The sequence below is a fragment of the Flavobacterium xylosi genome (assembly GCF_042787345.1).
GTDB lineage: Bacteria > Bacteroidota > Bacteroidia > Flavobacteriales > Flavobacteriaceae > Flavobacterium > Flavobacterium xylosi.
This window is the reverse complement of record NZ_JBHZPZ010000010.1, coordinates 13,713-33,484: the sequence shown is the minus strand read 5'-3', so window position 1 is coordinate 33,484 and position 19,772 is coordinate 13,713. Positions and strand designations below refer to the sequence as shown.

Annotated in this window: 17 protein-coding genes and 2 pseudogenes; 7 read left to right on the top strand and 12 right to left on the bottom strand. The window is 34.3% G+C overall.

Going from position 1 to position 19,772, the window contains the following annotated elements; translation table 11 throughout:
- Positions 1–111: 111 nt before the first annotated feature.
- Both ACFX5E_RS09625 and ACFX5E_RS09620 read left to right on the top strand, forming a co-directional pair.
- Positions 112–1,464 (top strand): DUF5689 domain-containing protein, encoded by a 1,353-nt coding sequence (locus ACFX5E_RS09625; RefSeq protein ID WP_379854987.1) that lies wholly within the window; start codon positions 112–114, stop codon positions 1,462–1,464.
- 83 nt (positions 1,465–1,547) lie between these two features.
- A complete protein-coding gene (locus ACFX5E_RS09620) occupies positions 1,548–2,009 on the top strand; it encodes an FKBP-type peptidyl-prolyl cis-trans isomerase (RefSeq protein WP_379854986.1) in 462 nt (153 codons plus the stop codon).
- 66 nt (positions 2,010–2,075) lie between these two features.
- Here ACFX5E_RS09620 and ACFX5E_RS09615 read toward each other — a convergent pair whose 3' ends face one another.
- Both ACFX5E_RS09615 and ACFX5E_RS09610 read right to left on the bottom strand, forming a co-directional pair.
- Positions 2,076–4,193, bottom strand: a complete 2,118-nt coding sequence (locus ACFX5E_RS09615) for a glycoside hydrolase family 97 protein (protein WP_379854985.1) — start codon at positions 4,191–4,193, stop codon at positions 2,076–2,078.
- Positions 4,194–4,760: 567 nt separating this feature from the next.
- Positions 4,761–6,407, bottom strand: a complete 1,647-nt coding sequence (locus ACFX5E_RS09610; protein ID WP_379854984.1) for a DUF6377 domain-containing protein — start codon at positions 6,405–6,407, stop codon at positions 4,761–4,763.
- Between the two features lie 325 nt (positions 6,408–6,732).
- Between ACFX5E_RS09610 and ACFX5E_RS09605 the strand changes: the two genes are divergently transcribed.
- From ACFX5E_RS09605 to ACFX5E_RS09590, 4 genes are all read left to right on the top strand, one after another.
- Positions 6,733–7,599: a hypothetical protein gene (locus ACFX5E_RS09605; RefSeq protein WP_379854983.1), complete on the top strand. Its 867-nt coding sequence runs from the start codon at positions 6,733–6,735 to the stop codon at positions 7,597–7,599.
- Between the two features lie 126 nt (positions 7,600–7,725).
- On the top strand, positions 7,726–8,976 hold the full coding sequence (gene hflX, locus ACFX5E_RS09600) for a GTPase HflX (RefSeq protein WP_379854982.1): 1,251 nt from the start codon (positions 7,726–7,728) through the stop codon (positions 8,974–8,976).
- A gap of 390 nt (positions 8,977–9,366) precedes the next feature.
- Positions 9,367–10,422 (top strand): porin, encoded by a 1,056-nt coding sequence (locus ACFX5E_RS09595; RefSeq protein WP_379854981.1) that lies wholly within the window; start codon positions 9,367–9,369, stop codon positions 10,420–10,422.
- A 129-nt stretch (positions 10,423–10,551) separates the two neighbouring features.
- Positions 10,552–11,421 (top strand): hypothetical protein, encoded by an 870-nt coding sequence (locus tag ACFX5E_RS09590; protein ID WP_379854980.1) that lies wholly within the window; start codon positions 10,552–10,554, stop codon positions 11,419–11,421.
- Positions 11,422–11,692: 271 nt separating this feature from the next.
- Here ACFX5E_RS09590 and ACFX5E_RS09585 read toward each other — a convergent pair whose 3' ends face one another.
- From ACFX5E_RS09585 to ACFX5E_RS09550, 8 genes and pseudogenes are all read right to left on the bottom strand, one after another.
- Positions 11,693–12,238 carry a nuclear transport factor 2 family protein gene (locus tag ACFX5E_RS09585; RefSeq protein ID WP_379854979.1) on the bottom strand — a complete coding sequence of 182 codons (546 nt, stop codon included), beginning with the start codon at positions 12,236–12,238 and terminating at the stop codon, positions 11,693–11,695.
- A 171-nt stretch (positions 12,239–12,409) separates the two neighbouring features.
- The gene (locus ACFX5E_RS09580) at positions 12,410–13,255 is read right to left on the bottom strand and encodes a DUF3078 domain-containing protein (RefSeq protein WP_379854978.1); all 846 of its coding nucleotides are present in this window, start codon (positions 13,253–13,255) and stop codon (positions 12,410–12,412) included.
- Between the two features lie 42 nt (positions 13,256–13,297).
- The gene (locus ACFX5E_RS09575; protein WP_379854977.1) at positions 13,298–13,810 is read right to left on the bottom strand and encodes a DUF2480 family protein; all 513 of its coding nucleotides are present in this window, start codon (positions 13,808–13,810) and stop codon (positions 13,298–13,300) included.
- Between the two features lie 74 nt (positions 13,811–13,884).
- Positions 13,885–14,208, bottom strand: coding sequence for an SUF system Fe-S cluster assembly protein (locus ACFX5E_RS09570; RefSeq protein WP_073209240.1), 324 nt, complete (start codon positions 14,206–14,208; stop codon positions 13,885–13,887).
- 85 nt (positions 14,209–14,293) lie between these two features.
- Positions 14,294–14,677, bottom strand: a pseudogene (locus ACFX5E_RS09565) (GxxExxY protein).
- A gap of 72 nt (positions 14,678–14,749) precedes the next feature.
- The gene (locus ACFX5E_RS09560) at positions 14,750–15,169 is read right to left on the bottom strand and encodes a SufE family protein (RefSeq protein WP_379854976.1); all 420 of its coding nucleotides are present in this window, start codon (positions 15,167–15,169) and stop codon (positions 14,750–14,752) included.
- Positions 15,169–15,603 (bottom strand): hypothetical protein, encoded by a 435-nt coding sequence (locus ACFX5E_RS09555; RefSeq protein ID WP_379854975.1) that lies wholly within the window; start codon positions 15,601–15,603, stop codon positions 15,169–15,171. Before ACFX5E_RS09555 ends, ACFX5E_RS09560 begins: the two co-directional genes overlap by 1 nt.
- A 102-nt stretch (positions 15,604–15,705) precedes the next feature.
- The gene (locus ACFX5E_RS09550; protein WP_379854974.1) at positions 15,706–16,920 is read right to left on the bottom strand and encodes an aminotransferase class V-fold PLP-dependent enzyme; all 1,215 of its coding nucleotides are present in this window, start codon (positions 16,918–16,920) and stop codon (positions 15,706–15,708) included.
- 234 nt (positions 16,921–17,154) lie between these two features.
- Between ACFX5E_RS09550 and ACFX5E_RS09545 the strand changes: the two genes are divergently transcribed.
- A complete protein-coding gene (locus tag ACFX5E_RS09545) occupies positions 17,155–18,501 on the top strand; it encodes a serine hydrolase domain-containing protein (RefSeq protein WP_379854973.1) in 1,347 nt (448 codons plus the stop codon).
- Positions 18,502–18,568: 67 nt separating this feature from the next.
- Here ACFX5E_RS09545 and ACFX5E_RS09540 read toward each other — a convergent pair.
- Both ACFX5E_RS09540 and ACFX5E_RS09535 read right to left on the bottom strand, forming a co-directional pair.
- Positions 18,569–18,814 (bottom strand): annotated as a pseudogene (locus ACFX5E_RS09540) (SufD family Fe-S cluster assembly protein); the annotation flags it as partial.
- A gap of 37 nt (positions 18,815–18,851) precedes the next feature.
- Positions 18,852–19,703, bottom strand: coding sequence for a hypothetical protein (locus ACFX5E_RS09535; protein WP_379854972.1), 852 nt, complete (start codon positions 19,701–19,703; stop codon positions 18,852–18,854).
- Positions 19,704–19,772 lie beyond the last annotated feature (69 nt).

Sequence of the window (19,772 nt, the reverse complement as noted above, 5' to 3'; positions counted from 1 at the left end):
TAGGACCTAATACGGTTCAAAAAACGACTAAAATAGTTTAACCATACAAGAAATATAAGGTCATATAAGCCGCCAATTATACAAATCATTTTTAACAATAAATAGTCATCTATGAAACTAATTTTCACTTCCTTGTTCTTTTCTATAGCAATTGCCATCCTTTTTGCAAGTTGTGTAAATGATGCCTTTGATGTTCCTAAACTAAGCTGTACGCAACCGGATTTGACCGTAAACCAAACCGTTGCCGAAGTTCGAACCAATGCTAATGCAATCGTAAACCAATACAAGTATGACGATATTATTGAAGCTTATGTGGTTTCCAGTGATGAATCGGGGAACTTTTTCAAGTCGATTTCTTTTCAGACTTTGGCAACAGCCACAAAACCTGCCATAGGTTTTAGTGTTCCTGTGGATGCTACAAACTTGTATATTGATTACAGATTAGGCAACAAAGTGTATGTAAAACTAAAAGACCAATACACCGATATTTCGTTTGGAGGGATGCGAATAGGCAGCATTTTTGTCAATTCTTACAATGAAGGTGGAGTGGGACGACTTTCCCAAAATGACTATAAAAAAGTATTGAATGCTTCTTGCACAAACTTAAAGGAGGAGCTTCTTGTACGATTAATCTCGATGGAAGAATTATTGAACGATTCTAATTTGAATACGTTGGTTGAATTGTCTGATGTTCAGTTTACGGCGGATGCTGTTGGTCGCCATTATTTTGAGGAAACGAATAATGTAGGTGGCGCAACCAATTGGGGTTTGATGGACAAATTAGGTAATCAGGTGTATTTTAGAACCAGTAGTTTTGCTGATTTTTCGAGTAGTTTAGTTCCAAATGGAAGCGGAAAAGTAAGAGGGATCCTAACAAAATATGGAACTGATTATCAACTATTACCGCGCTCCGAGAAAGATGTGGTTATGACTGGAACCAGAGCAGTTCCTTTTTTCTCTCAAGATTTTGAAACAGTGGTCGATAAATCAAACCTGAGTCTTCCGGGCTGGGCAAATATTGTTCAAAAGGGAGCGCTTTCTTGGAAAGGCACCGTATATTCCGGAAACGGGTATGCCGAATTTAATATTTCAGGCGCAAAAGTAGTTTCAAATGAGGCTTGGTTAATATCTCCAAAAATAGATATGGACAAACAAACTAATGAAATGTTAACTTTCAGAGCTGCACAACATCATTTAGACGTTGACTCTGCACTAAATTCTTTAGAAGTTTATGTTTCGACCAATTTTGACGGATTGAATGTGGCAACCGCAACTTGGGTTCGCGTTTTGGCAAAATTACCTAAACAAGCCACGCCTTGGTATCAATTTGTAGGTAGTGGCGCAGTAGATTTATCTTCTTATAAAGGTAAAATTAATATTGCTTTTAAATATATAGGTTCCGGGAGGAACCTGGCTTTGGACGGTGCTTTTCAAGTAGATGATGTTCAGGTTTTTGGAAATTAATGTTGACCACATAACAGAAAAAAATAGAATTTATGTAGCGTGTATTTTATATATTTGCACCCTTACAAATTAAATTAAAATTTATGAAATCTATTTTACTAGCATTAGTTTCTATACTATTTGTTTCTTGCTTATCAGATGGTGGAACATCTAAACCGGTTGATTACACCGTTCAAAATGAAAAAGAAATTGTTGATTATATTGCCAAAAATAAATTAACCGCTCAAAAAAGCGATTCAGGTTTGTATTATGTGGTTAATGAAGCCGGTACAGGAGCACAACCTACAGCAACGTCTAACGTAACAGTGGCTTACAAAGGTTATTTTACTAACGGAAATGTTTTTGACCAAAGCAAAGCGGAAGGAATTTCTTTCGGTTTGAATCAAGTGATAAAAGGTTGGACAGAAGGAATTCCTTATTTTAAAGCAGGAGGAAGTGGTATTCTTTTAATTCCGGCTCGCTTAGGTTATGGAAGTAATGACAGTGGCCCTATTCCTGGAGGTTCAGTACTTGTTTTTGACGTTAATTTGATCAAAGTAAACTAGTTCTTGACTTTTATAAAAACAAAAAAGGCTGTCTTTCGGACAGCCTTTTTCTATTTCTAGAATCAATTATTTTTTAATTTCAATTATGCTGATCGCATAACCTCCGCCCGGAGCACTCAACTGTGCCAGTTTTGATTTGTTGGTTACCGTCATTTTACGAATTGTATAGGCTTGCGGATTGGTTTTATAATGTGCATCCTTGGCATCTGCATAAATCGTAGCAATATATTTTTTTCCTTTTTCCAAGAAATCAAATTTGATCGTTGAGGTACGAGAATTGTCTCCATTTACATTACCAATAAACCAATTGTTAGTCACTTTTGCTTTACGCGCAACGGTAACATATTGTCCTGGTTCTGCTTCAAGGTATTTACTGTCAGTCCAATCTATGGCTACATCTTTGATAAACTGAAATGCATCTGCAAAACGGTCATAATTTTCGGGTAAATCGGCTGCCATTTGTAACGGACTGTACATTGTAACATATAAAGCCAGTTGATTCGCTAGCGTGCTATTTACGTGTGAATGATTATCAGGCTTCAATTTTGATAAATCCATTTCAAAAATACCAGGAGTATAATCCATCGGTCCTCCCACTAAACGGGTAAATGGCAATACCGTTACATGATTGGGTTTAGATCCGCCAAAGGACTGATATTCTGTTCCTCTTGCGGCTTCGTTACCAATTAAATTTGGATACGTTCTGCAAATTCCCGTTGGGCGAACAGCTTCATGCGCATTGACCATAATTTTATAGTCGGCAGCTTTTTCGATGGCATATTGATAATGGTTATTCATAAATTGGTTATAATGATTTCCTCCATTTTCAATGATAGAACCAACATATCCACTTTTTACGGCATCGTATCCATTGTCTTTCATGAATTGGTACGCTTTATCCAAATGACGTTCGTAATTACGGACAGAACCTGAAGTTTCATGGTGCATAATCATTTTAATTCCTTTTGATTTGGCATATTCATGCAATCCTTTGACATCAAAATCCGGATACGGAGTCAGGAAATCAAAAACATAATCTTTGGAGTGACCAAACCAGTCTTCCCAGCCTTCATTCCAGCCTTCGACCAAAACCGCATCAAAACCGTTTTTGGCTGCAAAATCAATATATTTCTTCACGTTGGCGGTGGTAGCACCGTGTTTTCCATTTGGTTTTGCTTTCGAAAAATCACTAATTCCAAGTTGTACCGTAGGAAAGTCATCGGTGTACGCCCATGAGCTTTTTCCTGTAATCATTTCCCACCAAACACCTACATATTTAACTGGTTTTATCCATGACGTATCTTCAATTTTGCTAGGGTCATTCAAGTTTAGTGTCATTTTTGAAGCCAAAATTTCTCTTGCGTCATCACTAATAATAATCGTACGCCAAGGCGAATGACTTGGAGCCTGCATATATCCTTTGTCACCTTTTGCATCTGGTGTCAACCAGGATTCGAATATCATATTCTTGTCATCCAGATTCAAATGCATACAAGAGTAATTAATCAAAGCCGCTTCATGCAAATTGATATACAATCCGTCCGTTGTTTTTAGCATAAGCGCTGTTTGAACTCCTGTTGTAGAAAAAGAAGTTTGGGATACATTGGCTGTTTTTGCTTTTTCACTCAGTCCTCTGATTTCAGATAATTTTGAGGTGGTATAGTCATATTCTTGCGTATCATAATCTCCAGGAATCCAAAATGCGGTATGATCTCCTGTCATTGCAAACTGCGTTCTCTCTTCTTTGATGACAAAATAAGTAAGGTTTTTTTGCGAAGGAAATTCGTAACGGAATCCAAGACCGTCGTCAAACAAACGAAAACGAATAACGATTTGTCTGTCGGTTTCTTTTTGATTTAAAGTAACTGCCAATTCATTATAATGATTGCGAATTGAAGCTACTTCTCCCCAAACTGGTTTCCAGTTTTCATCAAAAGTCGCTGTTTTTGTAGCAACAACAGTGAAATCGTTTAACAACGATTTTTTGTCATCTTTTAATTCAAGACCCAATTTACTTGGTTTTACAACTGCTTTGCTTTTGTAATTTAAATTATAACTGGGAGTTCCGTCATTTTGTAAGGAGAACTCCATTACAAATTTTCCATTGGGTGATTTTAACTGCTGCGATTTTGCAGGGCTAAAAAAAGCGAGCCAAAGTAAGGCTGTGAAAAGAAATTGCTTCATTTTTTAAATAGAATTTAATAAATTAGTTTTTCAGGTTTGGTAATAAATGGTGGTTTCCACGAAATCGATTTATTGAAAAATCCAAAGTTCTAATCCAAACTTCGAATTTCGAGAAAGTAAAAGTAAACGGTTTGAACGCTACATATTTTTATGATTCTAAAAAAGTAGATTTTGTTTTTGTCTTTAATACATAACTAAATGATTAACTGATTATTATGTAAGTTTATTGCTTAAAAAAAGTGGTAGATTTATAATAAAAAAGAGGCTTTTGTAATTGTTTTAATACCGAAGACCTCCTTGAAAAACAGATTTTTTCTATTTTAAAACAGATAGCCTTAATTATTTAAAATTAAGAATTTCGAAATAAATAAATAAATAAATAAAAACAAACGCACTTCGGCTTCGCTCAATGCAGGCTCAAAACATAGAAAAAAAGTTTTGGAAAGCCCAATTATTGGGTGCAAAAAGCTATGATTTACTATAATAAAGTGAAACGCCTTGGTAGAAACATATAAAAATTATGTTTCTATGTGTTTAAAAAAAGAAGCTTGAATTTCACCCAATGGGTTATTTTAAACTAGTTCCTATTCGCATAACTTTTGCTTCAAATTCTTCCCGTGGACCTGCTGCTTTGTTTTTGAGTTGCGAACGGTAATTGTAAATCGTGGATACCGAATACCGAAGGAAAATTGAAATTTTTGCGCTATCTTTTATACCCAAACGAATCAGTGCAAAGATTCTTAATTCGGTATTCAGCAGTTCACCTTCTTTCAATTGTATGGCTTCGTCATCAATCAATAAAGCGCTGAATTCTTCGATAAAATCAGGAAAGAGTTGCAGGAAGGTTTTGTCAAAAGTAGTGTGAAATTCCTTAAGCTCATTTTCGATAAACTGTTTCGATTTTACGGCACTAATCAAATCATTCATTTTTCCTGTCGTTGCCATAACATTCAATTTTCGGCGGTATTCGTCTAATTTGCCTATGTAATCGGAACACTGATCCATGTAGCGGCCAATGTATATTTCCTTCAAAAGATTGGCTTCGGTAAGCGTATAATTCGTATCGTTCAATTTTTCATTGAAAGTATTTAATTCCGTATTCAATTCCGAAAGCTTGGTGTTGGCCAAACTTAAATCCTGCTTTGCTTTGGAAAGTTTTTTCATTTGCTTAAAAAGCAAAAAAAGTACCGCCAATAAGAATATAGATAATATACTGGCACTTAGTAGAAATAGCACCAACTGAAATCGATTGGTTTCATTTTGTTTTTGATAGGCCTCGTTGATAATGGGCAGCATCTTGGATATTTCATAGGTTCGTAAACGTGCATTACAAAAAAGAGCATCTTCGAGTGAGCGTTTAATGTATTTATAGGCGCGGTCAATATCCCCGTTTTCATACATTATAAAAGCCAACGAGCGCAACGAGATATATTCTTTCTTGGCCAACTGCAAATCCGATATAGCCGAAATAGTCAACCATTTTTTCTCCTGCTGAGGTTCTTTTTTTTGGTGATATGCCTGCGAAATAATATAGGCAATAACTGCTCGGTCATTGCTGTTGTGGGCTATAGTTGGGAAATAGTTCAACAATAAAGCCAGTGTTTCATCATGTTTTCCTGCGTCAAGAAGCGTACTGGATTGCGCCATAATGTAAGCACTTGATCGCGGTTTGTAATAATTCAAGGAGGAATCACGGTACTTCTTGGTTAACAGAATATATTTTTCTTTTTCCTGAAGCGAAGCTGCATAATCAGACATGTAGCCATAAACCACGCTGTTCACAGTAAAAAAATAACCTTTCAGATTGGGAGTTGTATTGATGTCGATTGCAGTAAGGATGTCGGTTGCTTCCTTGTACATTCCTAATGTTCCCATTATGGAAGCCAGATTTAATCGGGCAGTATTACTCTTTTGAATGTCATTTAGTTTTTCGGCAATTTGAAAACTCTTTCGAGCATGAATCAAGGCCGAATCCGACTGATACGATTTATATTCCGAAAACAATTTTCCGTAAATGGCATATTTCTGAAGATCGGTAGAAGTATGTTTGAGCAGTCCTTTGAGTTGGTTAATCTCAATCTCTTTTTTATTCGAATACAATTGGTAATCAGCGACTGTTTTATCCAATTCATTTAATAAGGGATCAAAATTATTTTGCCCAAAAAGAAAAATGGGGAATAGTAAGGCAAAAAGTAGGGTCAAAAACCGATGCATTCAAATTGGATTTAATTCTTGTAAAAATAATTAAAAATCAATGTTAATAGCTAAAATGAAAATCTAAATCACCAAATGTAAATTTTATTTAAAATTATGGATAAATCTGTCTCTGGATGGAGCTTTTCAAGCAGATGATTTATAGATAAGTAAGATTTTTAGTTCTATAAAAACATTTTTAAAACATAGTTAAACACTTGTTAATCAAATCATAATTTCCAAATCGTAAGAGAGTTTATTTGCAGTAGTTAGTTTTAGGGAGCAAAAATTCTGCTTTTTGGTTGATTTTTGTATTTTGGTCTTCCCAAATTGATATAAATACCATATGAAAACCTACATTATTGCCCTATTTATGCTGGCCTTCCCCTGTTTGGTACAAAGCCAAATTCAGGAAAATTCCGTTAAGTTGAAGCAGATTAACATTGTGAAAACAAATTTCCGCAATTTAAAAAGCGGTGAAATTGTAAACAAAACCATTCTGATTAAAGAAGGCAAACTTGTATCCATTAAAACATCTGATGTCACTCAAAGTTTTTTTTATAATCAAAAAGGATTATTGGACATGAGCGTCAAAGAAAGACAAGGAAGTAACTGGAAAGAGGTCATAAATTATGTTTATGATAAGGAACAACAATTGATAAAGTTCATTAAAAAATATGAAGAAGGCGGGGAACTTGTTGCCAAAACGGTAACTATAAGTTATGAGGGAGCACGAGTAAAAGTAGCCACAAAAAAAAGTACCAGCCACGAAACTTTGGTTGAAGATATTGAATATATTGTAGAGAATGGTCTTATCGTGAGACGTTCTTCAAGAGATCGAAACCAACAAATTGTCAGTAAAACAGAATACGCGTATGGCAAAGATAATATTGTCAGACACAAAGGACTTCTGGGTGATAAATCAATAAAGAGTTACTCCTTTGATGATAAAAATTCAGCAGATTTATTAATAGTGAAGAACATATTTGGTCCAAACTATAAAATTATTGTGCCACTGATTTCTTTCCATGAAGAAGAATTTGATTTTCAATCCATATCAAATAATAATGAATTGAGTTTTACATCTACTTCAGCAAATCATATGGGCAGAAATGTAAAATACAAATACAACAATTTAAATTATCCTGTATCCTATTTTCTTTCCCAAGAAAACGGAATACTTAAAACCGAAAAAACGTATTTCTACGAGTAAGAACAGCTTTTTTAAGAATTAAGATTCAGTGTGAAATTTATTTATTAATTTTTTAACTTTAATTTAAAAACCTTGAATAAACGTTAGTACCTTACAAATCATTAAATTTGTAGCTTATTTAAAATCATGTTAGAAAAAGAAGTAATAAATTTCGAAAAAACAGCTATTGTTGGTATTGTAACTCAAAACCAAAGTGAAGAGAAACTGCGCGAATATCTTGACGAATTAGAGTTTTTAACTTTTACCGCAGGCGGGAAAGTGGTAAAACGTTTTTCACAAAAAATGGAACGCCCAAATCCCAAGACTTTTGTGGGAACCGGGAAAATTGAAGAAATTCATCAATTTGTAAAAGAAAATGATATTTCTACCTTGATATTTGATGATGAATTATCGCCTTCACAGCAAAAAAATATTTCTAAACTAATTGAGGAATGTAAAATTCTGGACAGAACACACCTTATACTTGACATTTTTGCACAGCGCGCCGAAACCTCTTACGCAAGAACGCAGGTAGAATTAGCACAATGCCAATATTTATTACCAAGACTTTCCGGAATGTGGACGCACCTTGAGCGTCAAAAAGGGGGAATTGGAATGCGTGGACCTGGGGAAACGGAGATTGAAACAGACAGACGTATTGTTCGCGATAGAATCGCGTTATTGAAAGAAAAAATAAAAAGCATCGACAAGCAAATGGGAACACAGCGCGGCAATCGTGGCGCTATGGTTCGTGTGGCTTTGGTGGGATATACTAATGTTGGTAAATCAACCTTGATGAATGCCGTAGGGAAAAGTGACGTTTTTGTAGAGAACAAACTTTTTGCAACCTTAGACACTACCGTTCGTAAAGTGGTTATTAAAAACCTGCCTTTCTTGCTTTCGGATACCGTAGGATTTATCAGGAAATTGCCAACACAATTGGTAGATTCGTTCAAAAGCACGCTCGATGAGGTTCGTGAAGCTGATTTGCTACTTCATGTAGTTGATATTTCGCATCCTGAATTTGAAGATCAGATCGAGTCGGTAAATAAGACCTTATTGGATATTAAATGCAATGACAAACCAGTCATTATGGTTTTTAATAAAATAGATGCTTACAAACCGCTGACCATTGATGAAGATGATTTAATGACCGAAAAAACGCCAAGACATTTTACGCTCGAAGAATGGAAAGCGACGTGGATGAATAAGGTTGGAGAACAAAATGCTTTATTTATTTCGGCAACAAATAAACAAAATTTCGAAGAATTCAGAGAACGTGTTTACGAAGCGGTAAGACACATTCACATAACCCGTTTTCCGTACAATAAGTTTTTGTACCCGGATTATAAAGATGCTGTGGAGAAAGAAGACAAAGACGAGGAAGAAACTGAATAATTTCCCCTAAAACATAAAATACACCGATCCCTTTTGAAATTTCAAGAGGGATTTTTTTGGGCATGTCCCAGCTTTCCCTGCGTTACAGCTGCGTCAGGATCCCGAGACTTCGGGACGCTATAATCTTTTATGTAATCTCGTGACGAAAGTTCGGGATAGGGAATACATAAAAGGATTTCCGCTGCCATCCTTCATGCAAATAAACGATAACCTACAAACAAAAAACATATTTGATCATTTGTAAGAAAAATTGAATATATTTGAATTTAAGTAAAGCTAAACAAACCTTCGCCAATCTACCCATATTTGGGTGTATGTACGAAGGTTTGTTTCGCCTATAGGCAAGTTAGATGACATTCTGAAAGACCCCACACAAACAACAGACGAACAATGAAAATTAGATTTTTATTTTTTATCGTTTTAATTTCTTTACAAGCATTTTCACAAAACGACAGTTTGAAAAAATTGAATTTTAGTGCCTATGGAGAATTTTATTATAGCTATGATTTTTCAAATCCTCAAAACCACGAAAAGTCAAATTTCATTTACAATCATAAACGACACAATGAATTAAATGCAAATTTACTTTTGCTAAAAGCGAACTATTTAGATAAAAATTACAGAGCAAACCTTGGACTAATGGCAGGAAATTATGCTCAGTATAACCTAAGTTCTGAACCAAATTGGGCACAATTTATTTATGAAGCAAATGTTGGTATCAAAATCTCAAAAAAGTATAACCTATGGTTAGACGCAGGAATTTTTCCTTCTCATATTGGCTTTGAAAGTGCTATTAGTGCAGACTGTTGGACACTAACGAGAAGTTTGCTTGCTGAAAACTCACCTTACTATGAAACAGGCATTAAATTGGGTTACACTTCGAAAAATGAAAAATTAAACATTTCTGCGTTATATCTAAATGGTTGGCAAAAAATTAGCAAACCAAATTATATTCAAAGACCGTCATTTGGAACACAACTAAACTATAAACTATCTAATAAATTGCTTCTAAATTATAGTACATTTTTGGGTACTGATAAACCTGATAGTAATAAATCTTTCAGGCACTTTCATAATGTATATTTTCAATACGAACCGACAAACAAGTTTGGAATTATTGCAGGTTTTGACATTGGAATGGATAAATTTAATTCCACAACAGACGGGACTTGGTATTCGCCAGTTTTAATCATCAAAAAAAGTATAAACGAAAAAACAAAAATTGCAATTCGTGGAGAATATTATAGCGACCCAAAACAAATTATTATTACAACGGGTACAACAAATGGCTTTCAAACTTATGGACTTTCTTCAAACTTTGACTATGATATAAACGACAAAATAAAATTTAGAATTGAAGGAAAAATGTTTCACTCGAAAGACAAAATATTCGCAAATGAAAACAATAATTATTCGCTAACAACAAATGTGACAATCAAACTTTGAAAAAGAACGAACAGCTAACATTTAGCAAACTAGGCGAAAAAAGCCCTTAAAAGCCCCTGAACCACGAATGTTGAGGGGCGTTAGCGGATATTTTGCCCAAGATACAACAGAAATAAAACAAAAACCAAAATGAAAAAAAAATTAGTAAAATTTATAACTTGTACGTTAATTGCAACGCTATTTAGTTGCACTTCAGATGAAAAAAAAAGTTCGGAAAATGTCTCATTGGATGATGAAAATATACTATACTTAAAATCGTACAAACAAGATGTTGCTCCTTCACCGGGCTATTATGATTCATTTTTTGAATACAATAATGGATTTTTATTAAGTGGAACTGGATACAATTTTTTAGGTGGAACTTTTAAATATGATAATTCGGGAAAATTAATAAGTAGACAAATTAATAATCAAATTTATTCTTATACTTATGATAGTCAAAATAGATTATTAAAGGAAATAAAGGACGGAAGTAATGATAATATAACAATTTCGTATATCGGAAATAAAATAACTTTTCTAAACTCACATGGTGATACATATCCATATCCATATAATGAAATTTCAGAAATTTATCTCGATGATTTACAGAGAATTATAAAAACTAAAAGAGTAACTGAAACCTCTACGATTGGATACACGGTACGAGAATATTCATACGATAGCAGAAATAACATTACTCAACTAGTCTATAAAGAAAGTAATTCAAGCGAAACTGTACCAGATAAATATGTGAATTATCAATATGATGATAAAAAAAATCCTTTCTATTATGCATACAAAAAATTATATAAAAGTATCTATTATCTTGAGTGCAGAAACGGAATTGCAAATTATAAACAAACTGGAGTTACTCCAAATAACTTGACTGCTCTTGGAAGTTCTGAAACTTTTATACATACTTATAATAATTATGACTTTCCTGTAAAATATATTCAAAAATATGACAATGGCGGCCAAACTCCAGCGACATTAGAAAGAACAATGGAATATTACTAAAAAACAGCCCGACCGCGCTGATATGCAGTAATCGTTAGCGCAGTTTTGCAAACTGTGCCCACAATAATGAACAAATAATACAACAACACAAAAAGTCCCATTGGCGATCGTTTGTTAATGTTCTGTATTCTCGTATACTTAAATTAAGAGATAAATTATAGCATTGGCAACGCAAATCAGTGAAACACGTACTAAATGAAAACGGCATCCTAAAAGAGTGCCGTTTTTTTATGAGATAAATTCTGAGTTCTGCAAACGGGGAGTTAAAAAACTATTTCTTTGGTGGCATTGCTTCCATGATAGGCACTCGATCCAAATATTGGTTTACCATATCAATTTTATCCTCTGAATTAAAATGATACGTAGAATGAATCCATTGTGTCATGCTGCTGCCGCCTTTATATTTTGCGGTGGTTCTGTACCAGCTAAGAAGCCAGATACCATCCATTGGAATATTACCTTTCTCATTTACTTTGACCGGCAACCAAATTTCTTTTTCAAAAGTGATGGTTTCAATAATGTTACCTCTTCGGTCTCTCCAGTATTTTTCTATGGCTGGTTTTCCCACCAGACTGTCTCCGCTGTTCCAGTAATACTTGGCATCCTCGGCGAAGGTGGCTGTCCATGAATCCATGTCGTTTTTGGATAAATCCGCTAACATTTTTTTCCCGATATCAGAATATTTGTTGTCGGCAAATTCTGTGGGAGGTGTTGGTGTGTCAGGTGTTTCAGAAGTTGACGATGCTTTCGGTGTAGCTTCTTTTTTGCATGCTACAAAAAGGGTGGCACACAGGACGATTAAAATTAATTTTTTCATAAGGTGAAGTTTTAAAATAATAGTGTTAGTTTAAAATGCTTACCATTATGTCTTAGTAGGTTAAATAGGAGAATAAATGTAATAAAAAAGATAGTATGTTTGTAATTTTTGTTAATAAATATTTTTCACAAGTATTTGATTATCAGTAAAAAGCGATTGAGAATGTGTTTTCTAGAAACCGTAATTAGCACTTAAACCAAAAACTTCGCGTACTTGTAACGCTTTAATCGTATTGTCATCATATATTCCCTGTAACGCTAAATTTGCCGAAACGTATTTGTTGATTCTCATGAGAATGTTCATTTGGTAATCGATATCAACATTTTGTGGTTGGTCTAAATAATTAGAATATAAATTCAATCGGTTTTCAATGGAAATATTTGCCATTACGATGAGTTTATAATACCCTGAAATGCTGGCGCCAAATTCGAAACGGGAGCTGTCTCCTTGCAATACACCAAAAGAAGTGCCGAAATCAGTAAAATGTGGATGAACAATAATTAATTTTGCAGTCGCGGCAGAAAAATTGACACTTAAGTTATTGCTTTTTTTCCATAACATTCCTGGTCCCAACTGAAAATAAGCAGGAGAAAAGAAATGAGAAATAGTATTCCAATCTTTATCATAACCCAGATCCATTTGTGTTTTGAAATTGAAAAACAGCGAGTAATACCAATCTCCTTTGGCTTTTTTACCCCAAAGAGAATTCAATTCCAAGCGGTCATCTGTTTTTAGAATTTTTGAACCTTTTACTTTGGTTATTCCATAAGCGGCTATGAATTTATTATCCCAAATTACATCTCCTTTTTTATAATTGAAATCATAATTCAGGCCAAAATTTCCGGCAAGGTTAGAAGTTCCACCGCCCAGCCATTTATCGTTAAAAGCAGTCTGATTAAAAAGCAAAGAAATACTTCCTTTTTTTGTCCAAAATTTTATAGTATCATTTGAAGTTTCCTGTGCATTTACAGAAACTATGACCAAGAGAAAAACGAATAAAAGTATAGTTTTTTTCATGACTTCTATTTTTTAATTAAAAGTAAGAAAAAAAAACGTAAGTTACTCGTTTTTAGGCGCTTTGTACAAAGGAACGGCAGAACAAGCCTCTCCGTACATGATGCTTCTGGCGAAAGGTTGTAAATAGTGTGCGGCTAATATATAAGCGCGCATTGGTACTGGTTTTCTGGAACATCCTTTTATAATAACGGGCTTGTTCTCATAGATGGAATAATCAATTTTAGGTAGCAATTCTTCATAAAGGGAAGCGTCCAGATCTTCTAAAGTTCCATTGATGATTTTCTTTGCAAAAGGCGCTATTTGAATAGCGACTAAAATCGAAGCCCAAGCCGGAATAATAGCATCGGTACTGCAATGAATAGCAATATACTGATCTTGGTATTGTGACCAGTCGTGATTTTTTAAATGTTCTCTAAAGTCTTTTTCCTTTAATAAAAATCCTTCCAAAAGCCATTGTGAGATGTCGATTTGCGCACGAATTCCTTTTGGATAATAATCTTCGAGATCGAAAACTTCCAAAACACTATTCGCAACTTTGTTTATTATTTCTTCCATTTTTTTTAGTTTACAGTCGCAGTTTGCAGTCGCAGTTGTAAAACTGAAAACTGCAACTGCAAACTGAATACTCTTTATAGCATTCCTAATTCTAATTTTGCTTCTTCGCTCATTAAATCTTTGCTCCAAGGCGGATCAAAAGTAATTTCTACTTCGGCATCTTTTACATTCTCTATTGATTTTACTTTTTCTTCTACTTCTCTTGGCAAACTTTCCGCAACAGGGCAGTTTGGAGAGGTAAGTGTCATCAGGATTTTCACTTCATAATCGGTATTGACCATTACGTCATAAATTAATCCTAATTCGTAAATATCTACAGGAATCTCCGGATCGTAAATAGTCTTTAATATTTTTACGATTGATTCTCCTAATTCAGTTGTGTCTATTTCTTGTTCCATTTTTCAACAATTTATTTTTTATTATTTTTTTGAACCATATAAGGTCATTTAAGTTATTCGTTTAATCTTCTACATATCTATATCTTTAATTGACATAGGTTTTTTGTCCCTCTTTAAAAATATGAGTTACATTAAAATTTAGTATTAACCCTATCGGAACTTCCAATAGTTTCATATAGGTTAAAATTTGAGCTTCGTGAATGGGTAGAACTTTTTCTATTGCTTTCAGTTCGACAACTAAACTTTTTTCAACCAATAAGTCACATCTTAAACCTGTTTCAAGTTCTAAACCTTTATAATTGACAGGTATTGTAAGTTCAGTTTGGAATTCAAAACCTCTAATTGTCAATTCCTTTTTCAATCAAGTATAATAAACACTTTCTAAAAGACCAGAACCAAGATGCTTATGTACTTCTATAGCACAACCATTAACCTGATAAATTAAATCTTTTAGATATGTTTTTGTCATAAATTTTCGGTTTATATTCTGACTTATATGACCTTAAATATCTTATATGTTTTAAAAAATTCGGTTTAGAGGTCAGTTCTGTGAGTTGAATGCCAAAGCATACATTTTAATATTTTTTATCATCGAAACCAATCCATTGGCGCGGGTAGGAGATAAATGTTCTTTCAGACCAATTTTGTCAATAAAATCCATATCGGCATCCAAAATATCTTTCGCACTTTGATTTGAAAAAGTACGAATCAATATGGCAATAATCCCTTTGGTTAAAATGGCATCGCTATCAGCGGTGAAAATAACTGTATCGTCATTTTGTTCGCCTTGCAACCACACTTTCGATTGGCAGCCTTTAATCAGATTATTCTCTGTTTTGAATTCTTCTTTGATCAAAGGAAGATTTTTTCCTAATTCGATGATGTATTCATAGCGTTGCATCCAGTCATCAAACATTGAAAATTCGTCAACTATTTCTTCTTGTATGTCTTTAATTTTCATTATTCTTTTTTAGCTAATGATGTTATTTTATTTACGAATTTCTTAATTTCTTTTGGTGGGAAACCATCATCAAAACTGGCAGATTCATAGGCTTTGTCCTTGTAAGTGATTTTCAAGTTAGCGATGGGAGCACCGTCATAAAAACGTTTTTCAGTAGGTGCTTTCAATTTTGCCAAACTATCCAATTTTACTTCTTTAAAATAACTTACCAATTCTTTCCAATCGGCGTCCGATATTTTTGTAGCCACCGGTTTGTCGGTCCCATTTCTGTCTTTTGAAACAGTCAACATTTGGTTTTTGACGGTAATTTTTTGATAGAAACCTCTGGTATTGGCGGTGTATTCAATAACAGCAGTTTGAATATCTTGAGCTTTGGCGCTATCGCAACCTTTTCCAAGAAAAAGAGTAAGGAATAATAAAGAAAGTATTTTCATGTGTAGATGATATTTGTTTGTTAATAGGAACATGCTATCGCCATTCCTCCTTATTGTTTTTGTCCCGAAGCTTCGGGATTGAATCATGGCGATTTTATAATTTTAAGATAACATGAGTTGTGCTTTTTTCACTGCTTCGACCATAACATCAATTTCTTCTTTGGTATTATAAAAAGCAAATGATGCTCTTATGGTTCCCGGAATATTAAAGAAATTCATAATCGGTTGTGCACAATGGTGTCCAGTTCTAACGGCTATTCCTAATTTGTCAATTATCGTACCAATATCATAGGGATGAATTCCTTCAATATTAAACGAAATTACGGAAGTCTTTTCTTTGGCAGTACCAAAAATCTTCAAACCTTCAATTTCCAATAATCGTTTTGTACCATATTCCAATAATTCCAGTTCTTGTTTTTGAATGTTGTCAAAACCAACTTCATTCATATAATCAACGGCAGTTCCCAGAACTATTCCTCCGGCAATATTTGGGGTTCCGGCTTCAAATTTATGAGGCAGTTCCGCATAAGTTGTTTTCTCGAAAGTGACTTCCTTAATCATTTCGCCTCCACCTTGATACGGCGGTAATTTATTCAACCATTCTTCCTTACCGTATAAAATTCCGGTTCCGGTTGGACCACATATTTTATGTCCTGAAAAAGCATAAAAATCACAGTCTAATTCCTGAACATCCGGTTTCAAATGCGGAACGGCTTGCGCTCCATCAATCAAAATCGCTGCTCCAACTTCATGCGCTTTGTCAATCATGTATTTAATAGGATTGACTGTTCCAAGGGCATTCGAAATATGATTTACAGTAACAACTTTAGTTTTATCCGAAAGTAATTTGTCATATTCTGACATAATCAATTCGCCATCTAGATTCATTGGAATTACACGCAAAGTGGCACCCGTTTTCTCACATAACATCTGCCAAGGCACAATATTGCTGTGGTGTTCCAATGCCGAAACTAAAACTTCATCGCCCGGTTTTAAAATCGAAGCAAATCCATTGGTCACTAAATTAATTCCATGCGTTGTTCCCGAAGTAAAAAGCACTTCGTGAGCGAATTTGGCATTGATATGATTTTGAATTTTCCCTCGTGAATTTTCATAGGCATCGGTTGCTAATTGACTCAATGTATGAACGCCGCGATGAATATTGGCATTAATCTCCTCATAATATTTGGAAATTGCATCAATAACAACTTGTGGTTTTTGCGAAGTGGCTCCGTTATCGAAATAAACTAACGGTTTTCCGTTTACTTTCTGGGAAAGAATAGGGAAGTCGGCTCTAATTTTATTTATGTCTAACATTTATCTGGTTGTTTTTATTGTTTTTTATTGGTCAGATAGAACGCAATAATTAACATTTTTTAGATAAACCAATTTTTGTTGGCTTTTCATTATTTAGAATTTTTCTAAATACAAAAGTAGTGAAATAGGAATCAAATTTTGGCAAACACTTGTTAATAAAACTTAATTTTCTTAATCTGGTAATGGTTGAAAAAGCTGGTTCTTTTTTATTAAATTGCTGCAAATTAATTGGCTATGAAAAAATACTTCAAGTTCGGTGGTTTTGTTTGTTTTATCGGAATCTTTTATTTTGGATACATCACCTATCCAAAACTGGATTTAATTTCTGGCTTTTCAGCCAAAAGTATCGCTTCAGGGCATTTTATTGATAACCGTTCGCAAGAAGTGATTGAGAAAGGGGACAATGATATCGATATGATTGATTTGGCCAAAAACAATATTGAAGCCATGGGCAAATTTGCCGTTGCTTCGGTTTATGGTTTGAAAGAACGAAAAGCAATATACCGTGAAGGTTTGGGAGCCACTTTAATTAACGATGATTTTGATGTGACGAAACCGTATGAAGTTCCTAAAAGAGCAAAAGGGAACAATATTTTGCCTTTCCCTTATGGAAATAAGGAACCCAAAGACACGATTTTCAGCAATGTTGATTATTCCAAATTGAATGCGGCTGTCGCCAATGCTTTTGATGAAAAGGACGAAATCAAAAAAAGAACACGTTCCCTTTTAGTGATTTATAAAGACAAAATCATTGCCGAAAAGTACGATACCGGTTTCGACAAAAACAGTAAATTATTGGGTTGGTCGATGACCAAAAGTATCACAAGCGCCATGTTTGGAGTTTTGGAGAAACGAGGAAAATTTGATATTGATAACCCTGCGCCAATTCCAGAATGGGCGAATGACGAGCGCAAAATCATCACCACAAGTGATTTACTTCACATGAATTCGGGTTTGGAATGGGGAGAGCAGTACGATAGAATTTGCGACGCGACCCAAATGCTTTTTGAGGCCGAAGATATGTCACGAGGACAACTGGAGAAACCAGCGGCATTCAAACCAAATACACATTGGAATTATTCGTCCGGAACGACGAATTTACTTTCCGGAATTTTGCGAAAGCAGTTCAAAACGCATCAGGAATATTTAGATTTCTGGTACAGTGATTTGATTGATAAAATAGGAATGAACTCGATGGTAGTCGAAACGGATATGGCGGGGAATTATGTAGGTTCTTCCTACGGTTGGGCAACAACACGCGATTGGTCAAAATTTGGGTTGTTGTATTTGCACAAAGGGAACTGGAACGGCGAACAAATTTTTAACGAAAGTTGGGTGAAATATACCGCAACGCCCACAAATACTTCCAACGGAAGATATGGCGGACATTTTTGGCTCAATGCTAGCGGGCACTTTCCCGATGTTCCAAAAGATATGTATTACTGCAGCGGTTTTCAAGGTCAAATGGTGGCGATTATCCCGTCTCTTGATTTAGTGATTGTACGAATGGGTTTGAAAGAAGATCCCGAATTTGATTTTAATGGAATGTTGAAAGGGATAATTGGGAGTTTGGGGAAATAATCGTATCAAAAAACCCTTTCAGAATTTAAAACTCAGAAAGGGTTGCTATGACAACTTATTATGTATATTATAAATCAAATCCTATTTTCACACCTAATTTCGTGGCGATAATTTTGGTGATTCGTTGCTTTAATTCTGGTATTTTGATGCTTTCGATAACGGCATTCGAGAACGCATACATCAATAACGCTTTGGCTTCTTTTTTAGGGATTCCACGTTGTTGCATGTAGAACATTGCTGTTTCGTCTAATTGTCCAACGGTACAACCGTGAGAACATTTTACGTCATCAGCAAAAATCTCTAGTTTTTGTTTAAGATCCATGCTTGCTTATTAAAGCTTTAAATAATTATTATTTTTTAGGACTTATTTTTTCTGCTAAATCTTTGACATTTCCTTTGTTAATATTTAAACCCATCATATCATAATCGAAATACAGTACTTCACCTGTTGCAGGATCAAAAACAAACATTGATTTGTTTAAGGTAATTCCAGGTTGAAAATAATAATATTCGGTACTTTTATCTTTAATTGCTTTGGCTATTTTATCCTTAGAACAAATTTCAAATTTGTACGGATAAATTCCACTAATATCCGCTTGAGTTAGTTTTCCTCCAAATGAATTATCACAAAAAAGCAAAGTTCGTTCTTTAATTTTTTGTGCGTTTTCATTATACACTTCTTGCAATCCTTGTACAATGTTTTTCGAACTGCCCTTAATATCATTTTTTTGTACTAGATCCATCCCCAAAATCATGGATTGAATCATGTTTTTTAATCTGTAAGAACAGTCAAACATATTATTTTCATCCTTATAATAATTAATCGGACAATACGCTACTAAATCGTCATAATTATATCGATTAAGTTTTTTTTGTCCGCCATTTACTACCGCTAGATAATGATATGATTGTTGAGGTTTAGATGTCCCTATTTTTAACATAACCATAAATGACGATTCTTTTTCAGGAAGTTTGTTTTCAACTTCATTCGGATTAATAAAATCAAAAGGCGTGACTTTCCAAAACTCATTCATTACTTTTTTAATTTCTTCATCATATTTTTTATCACCAGATAAAACAACATTCATTTTCGAGGCTTTGAATTGACTAAATTCTTTGCTTTTATAATCAACTGCTGATAGCTGTGCCGAAGTAATTGTTGAATAAACTACTGCTAATAGAAATAATATTTTATTTTTCATTTGTTTTGTTTTATGTTTACCAATTTAATTGGTAATCAAAAGTAAGTTTTTTAATATACAATTCATCAA

Excerpts from the sequence above, each read along its gene's own strand:
- ACFX5E_RS09590 (WP_379854980.1), top strand. The coding sequence starts at position 10,552 with ATGAAAAAAAAATTAGTAAAATTTATAACTTGTACGTTAATTGCAACG.
- ACFX5E_RS09550 (WP_379854974.1), bottom strand. The coding sequence starts at position 16,920 with ATGTTAGACATAAATAAAATTAGAGCCGACTTCCCTATTCTTTCCCAG.
- ACFX5E_RS09575 (WP_379854977.1), bottom strand. The coding sequence starts at position 13,810 with ATGGAAGAAATAATAAACAAAGTTGCGAATAGTGTTTTGGAAGTTTTC.
- ACFX5E_RS09605 (WP_379854983.1), top strand. The coding sequence starts at position 6,733 with ATGAAAACCTACATTATTGCCCTATTTATGCTGGCCTTCCCCTGTTTG.
- ACFX5E_RS09615 (WP_379854985.1), bottom strand. The coding sequence starts at position 4,193 with ATGAAGCAATTTCTTTTCACAGCCTTACTTTGGCTCGCTTTTTTTAGC.
- ACFX5E_RS09570 (WP_073209240.1), bottom strand. The coding sequence starts at position 14,208 with ATGGAACAAGAAATAGACACAACTGAATTAGGAGAATCAATCGTAAAA.
- ACFX5E_RS09585 (WP_379854979.1), bottom strand. The coding sequence starts at position 12,238 with ATGAAAAAATTAATTTTAATCGTCCTGTGTGCCACCCTTTTTGTAGCA.
- ACFX5E_RS09535 (WP_379854972.1), bottom strand. The coding sequence starts at position 19,703 with ATGAAAAATAAAATATTATTTCTATTAGCAGTAGTTTATTCAACAATT.
- ACFX5E_RS09625 (WP_379854987.1), top strand. The coding sequence starts at position 112 with ATGAAACTAATTTTCACTTCCTTGTTCTTTTCTATAGCAATTGCCATC.
- ACFX5E_RS09620 (WP_379854986.1), top strand. The coding sequence starts at position 1,548 with ATGAAATCTATTTTACTAGCATTAGTTTCTATACTATTTGTTTCTTGC.
- ACFX5E_RS09595 (WP_379854981.1), top strand. The coding sequence starts at position 9,367 with ATGAAAATTAGATTTTTATTTTTTATCGTTTTAATTTCTTTACAAGCA.
- hflX (WP_379854982.1), top strand. The coding sequence starts at position 7,726 with ATGTTAGAAAAAGAAGTAATAAATTTCGAAAAAACAGCTATTGTTGGT.
- ACFX5E_RS09555 (WP_379854975.1), bottom strand. The coding sequence starts at position 15,603 with ATGAAAATACTTTCTTTATTATTCCTTACTCTTTTTCTTGGAAAAGGT.
- ACFX5E_RS09580 (WP_379854978.1), bottom strand. The coding sequence starts at position 13,255 with ATGAAAAAAACTATACTTTTATTCGTTTTTCTCTTGGTCATAGTTTCT.
- ACFX5E_RS09610 (WP_379854984.1), bottom strand. The coding sequence starts at position 6,407 with ATGCATCGGTTTTTGACCCTACTTTTTGCCTTACTATTCCCCATTTTT.
- ACFX5E_RS09545 (WP_379854973.1), top strand. The coding sequence starts at position 17,155 with ATGAAAAAATACTTCAAGTTCGGTGGTTTTGTTTGTTTTATCGGAATC.
- ACFX5E_RS09560 (WP_379854976.1), bottom strand. The coding sequence starts at position 15,169 with ATGAAAATTAAAGACATACAAGAAGAAATAGTTGACGAATTTTCAATG.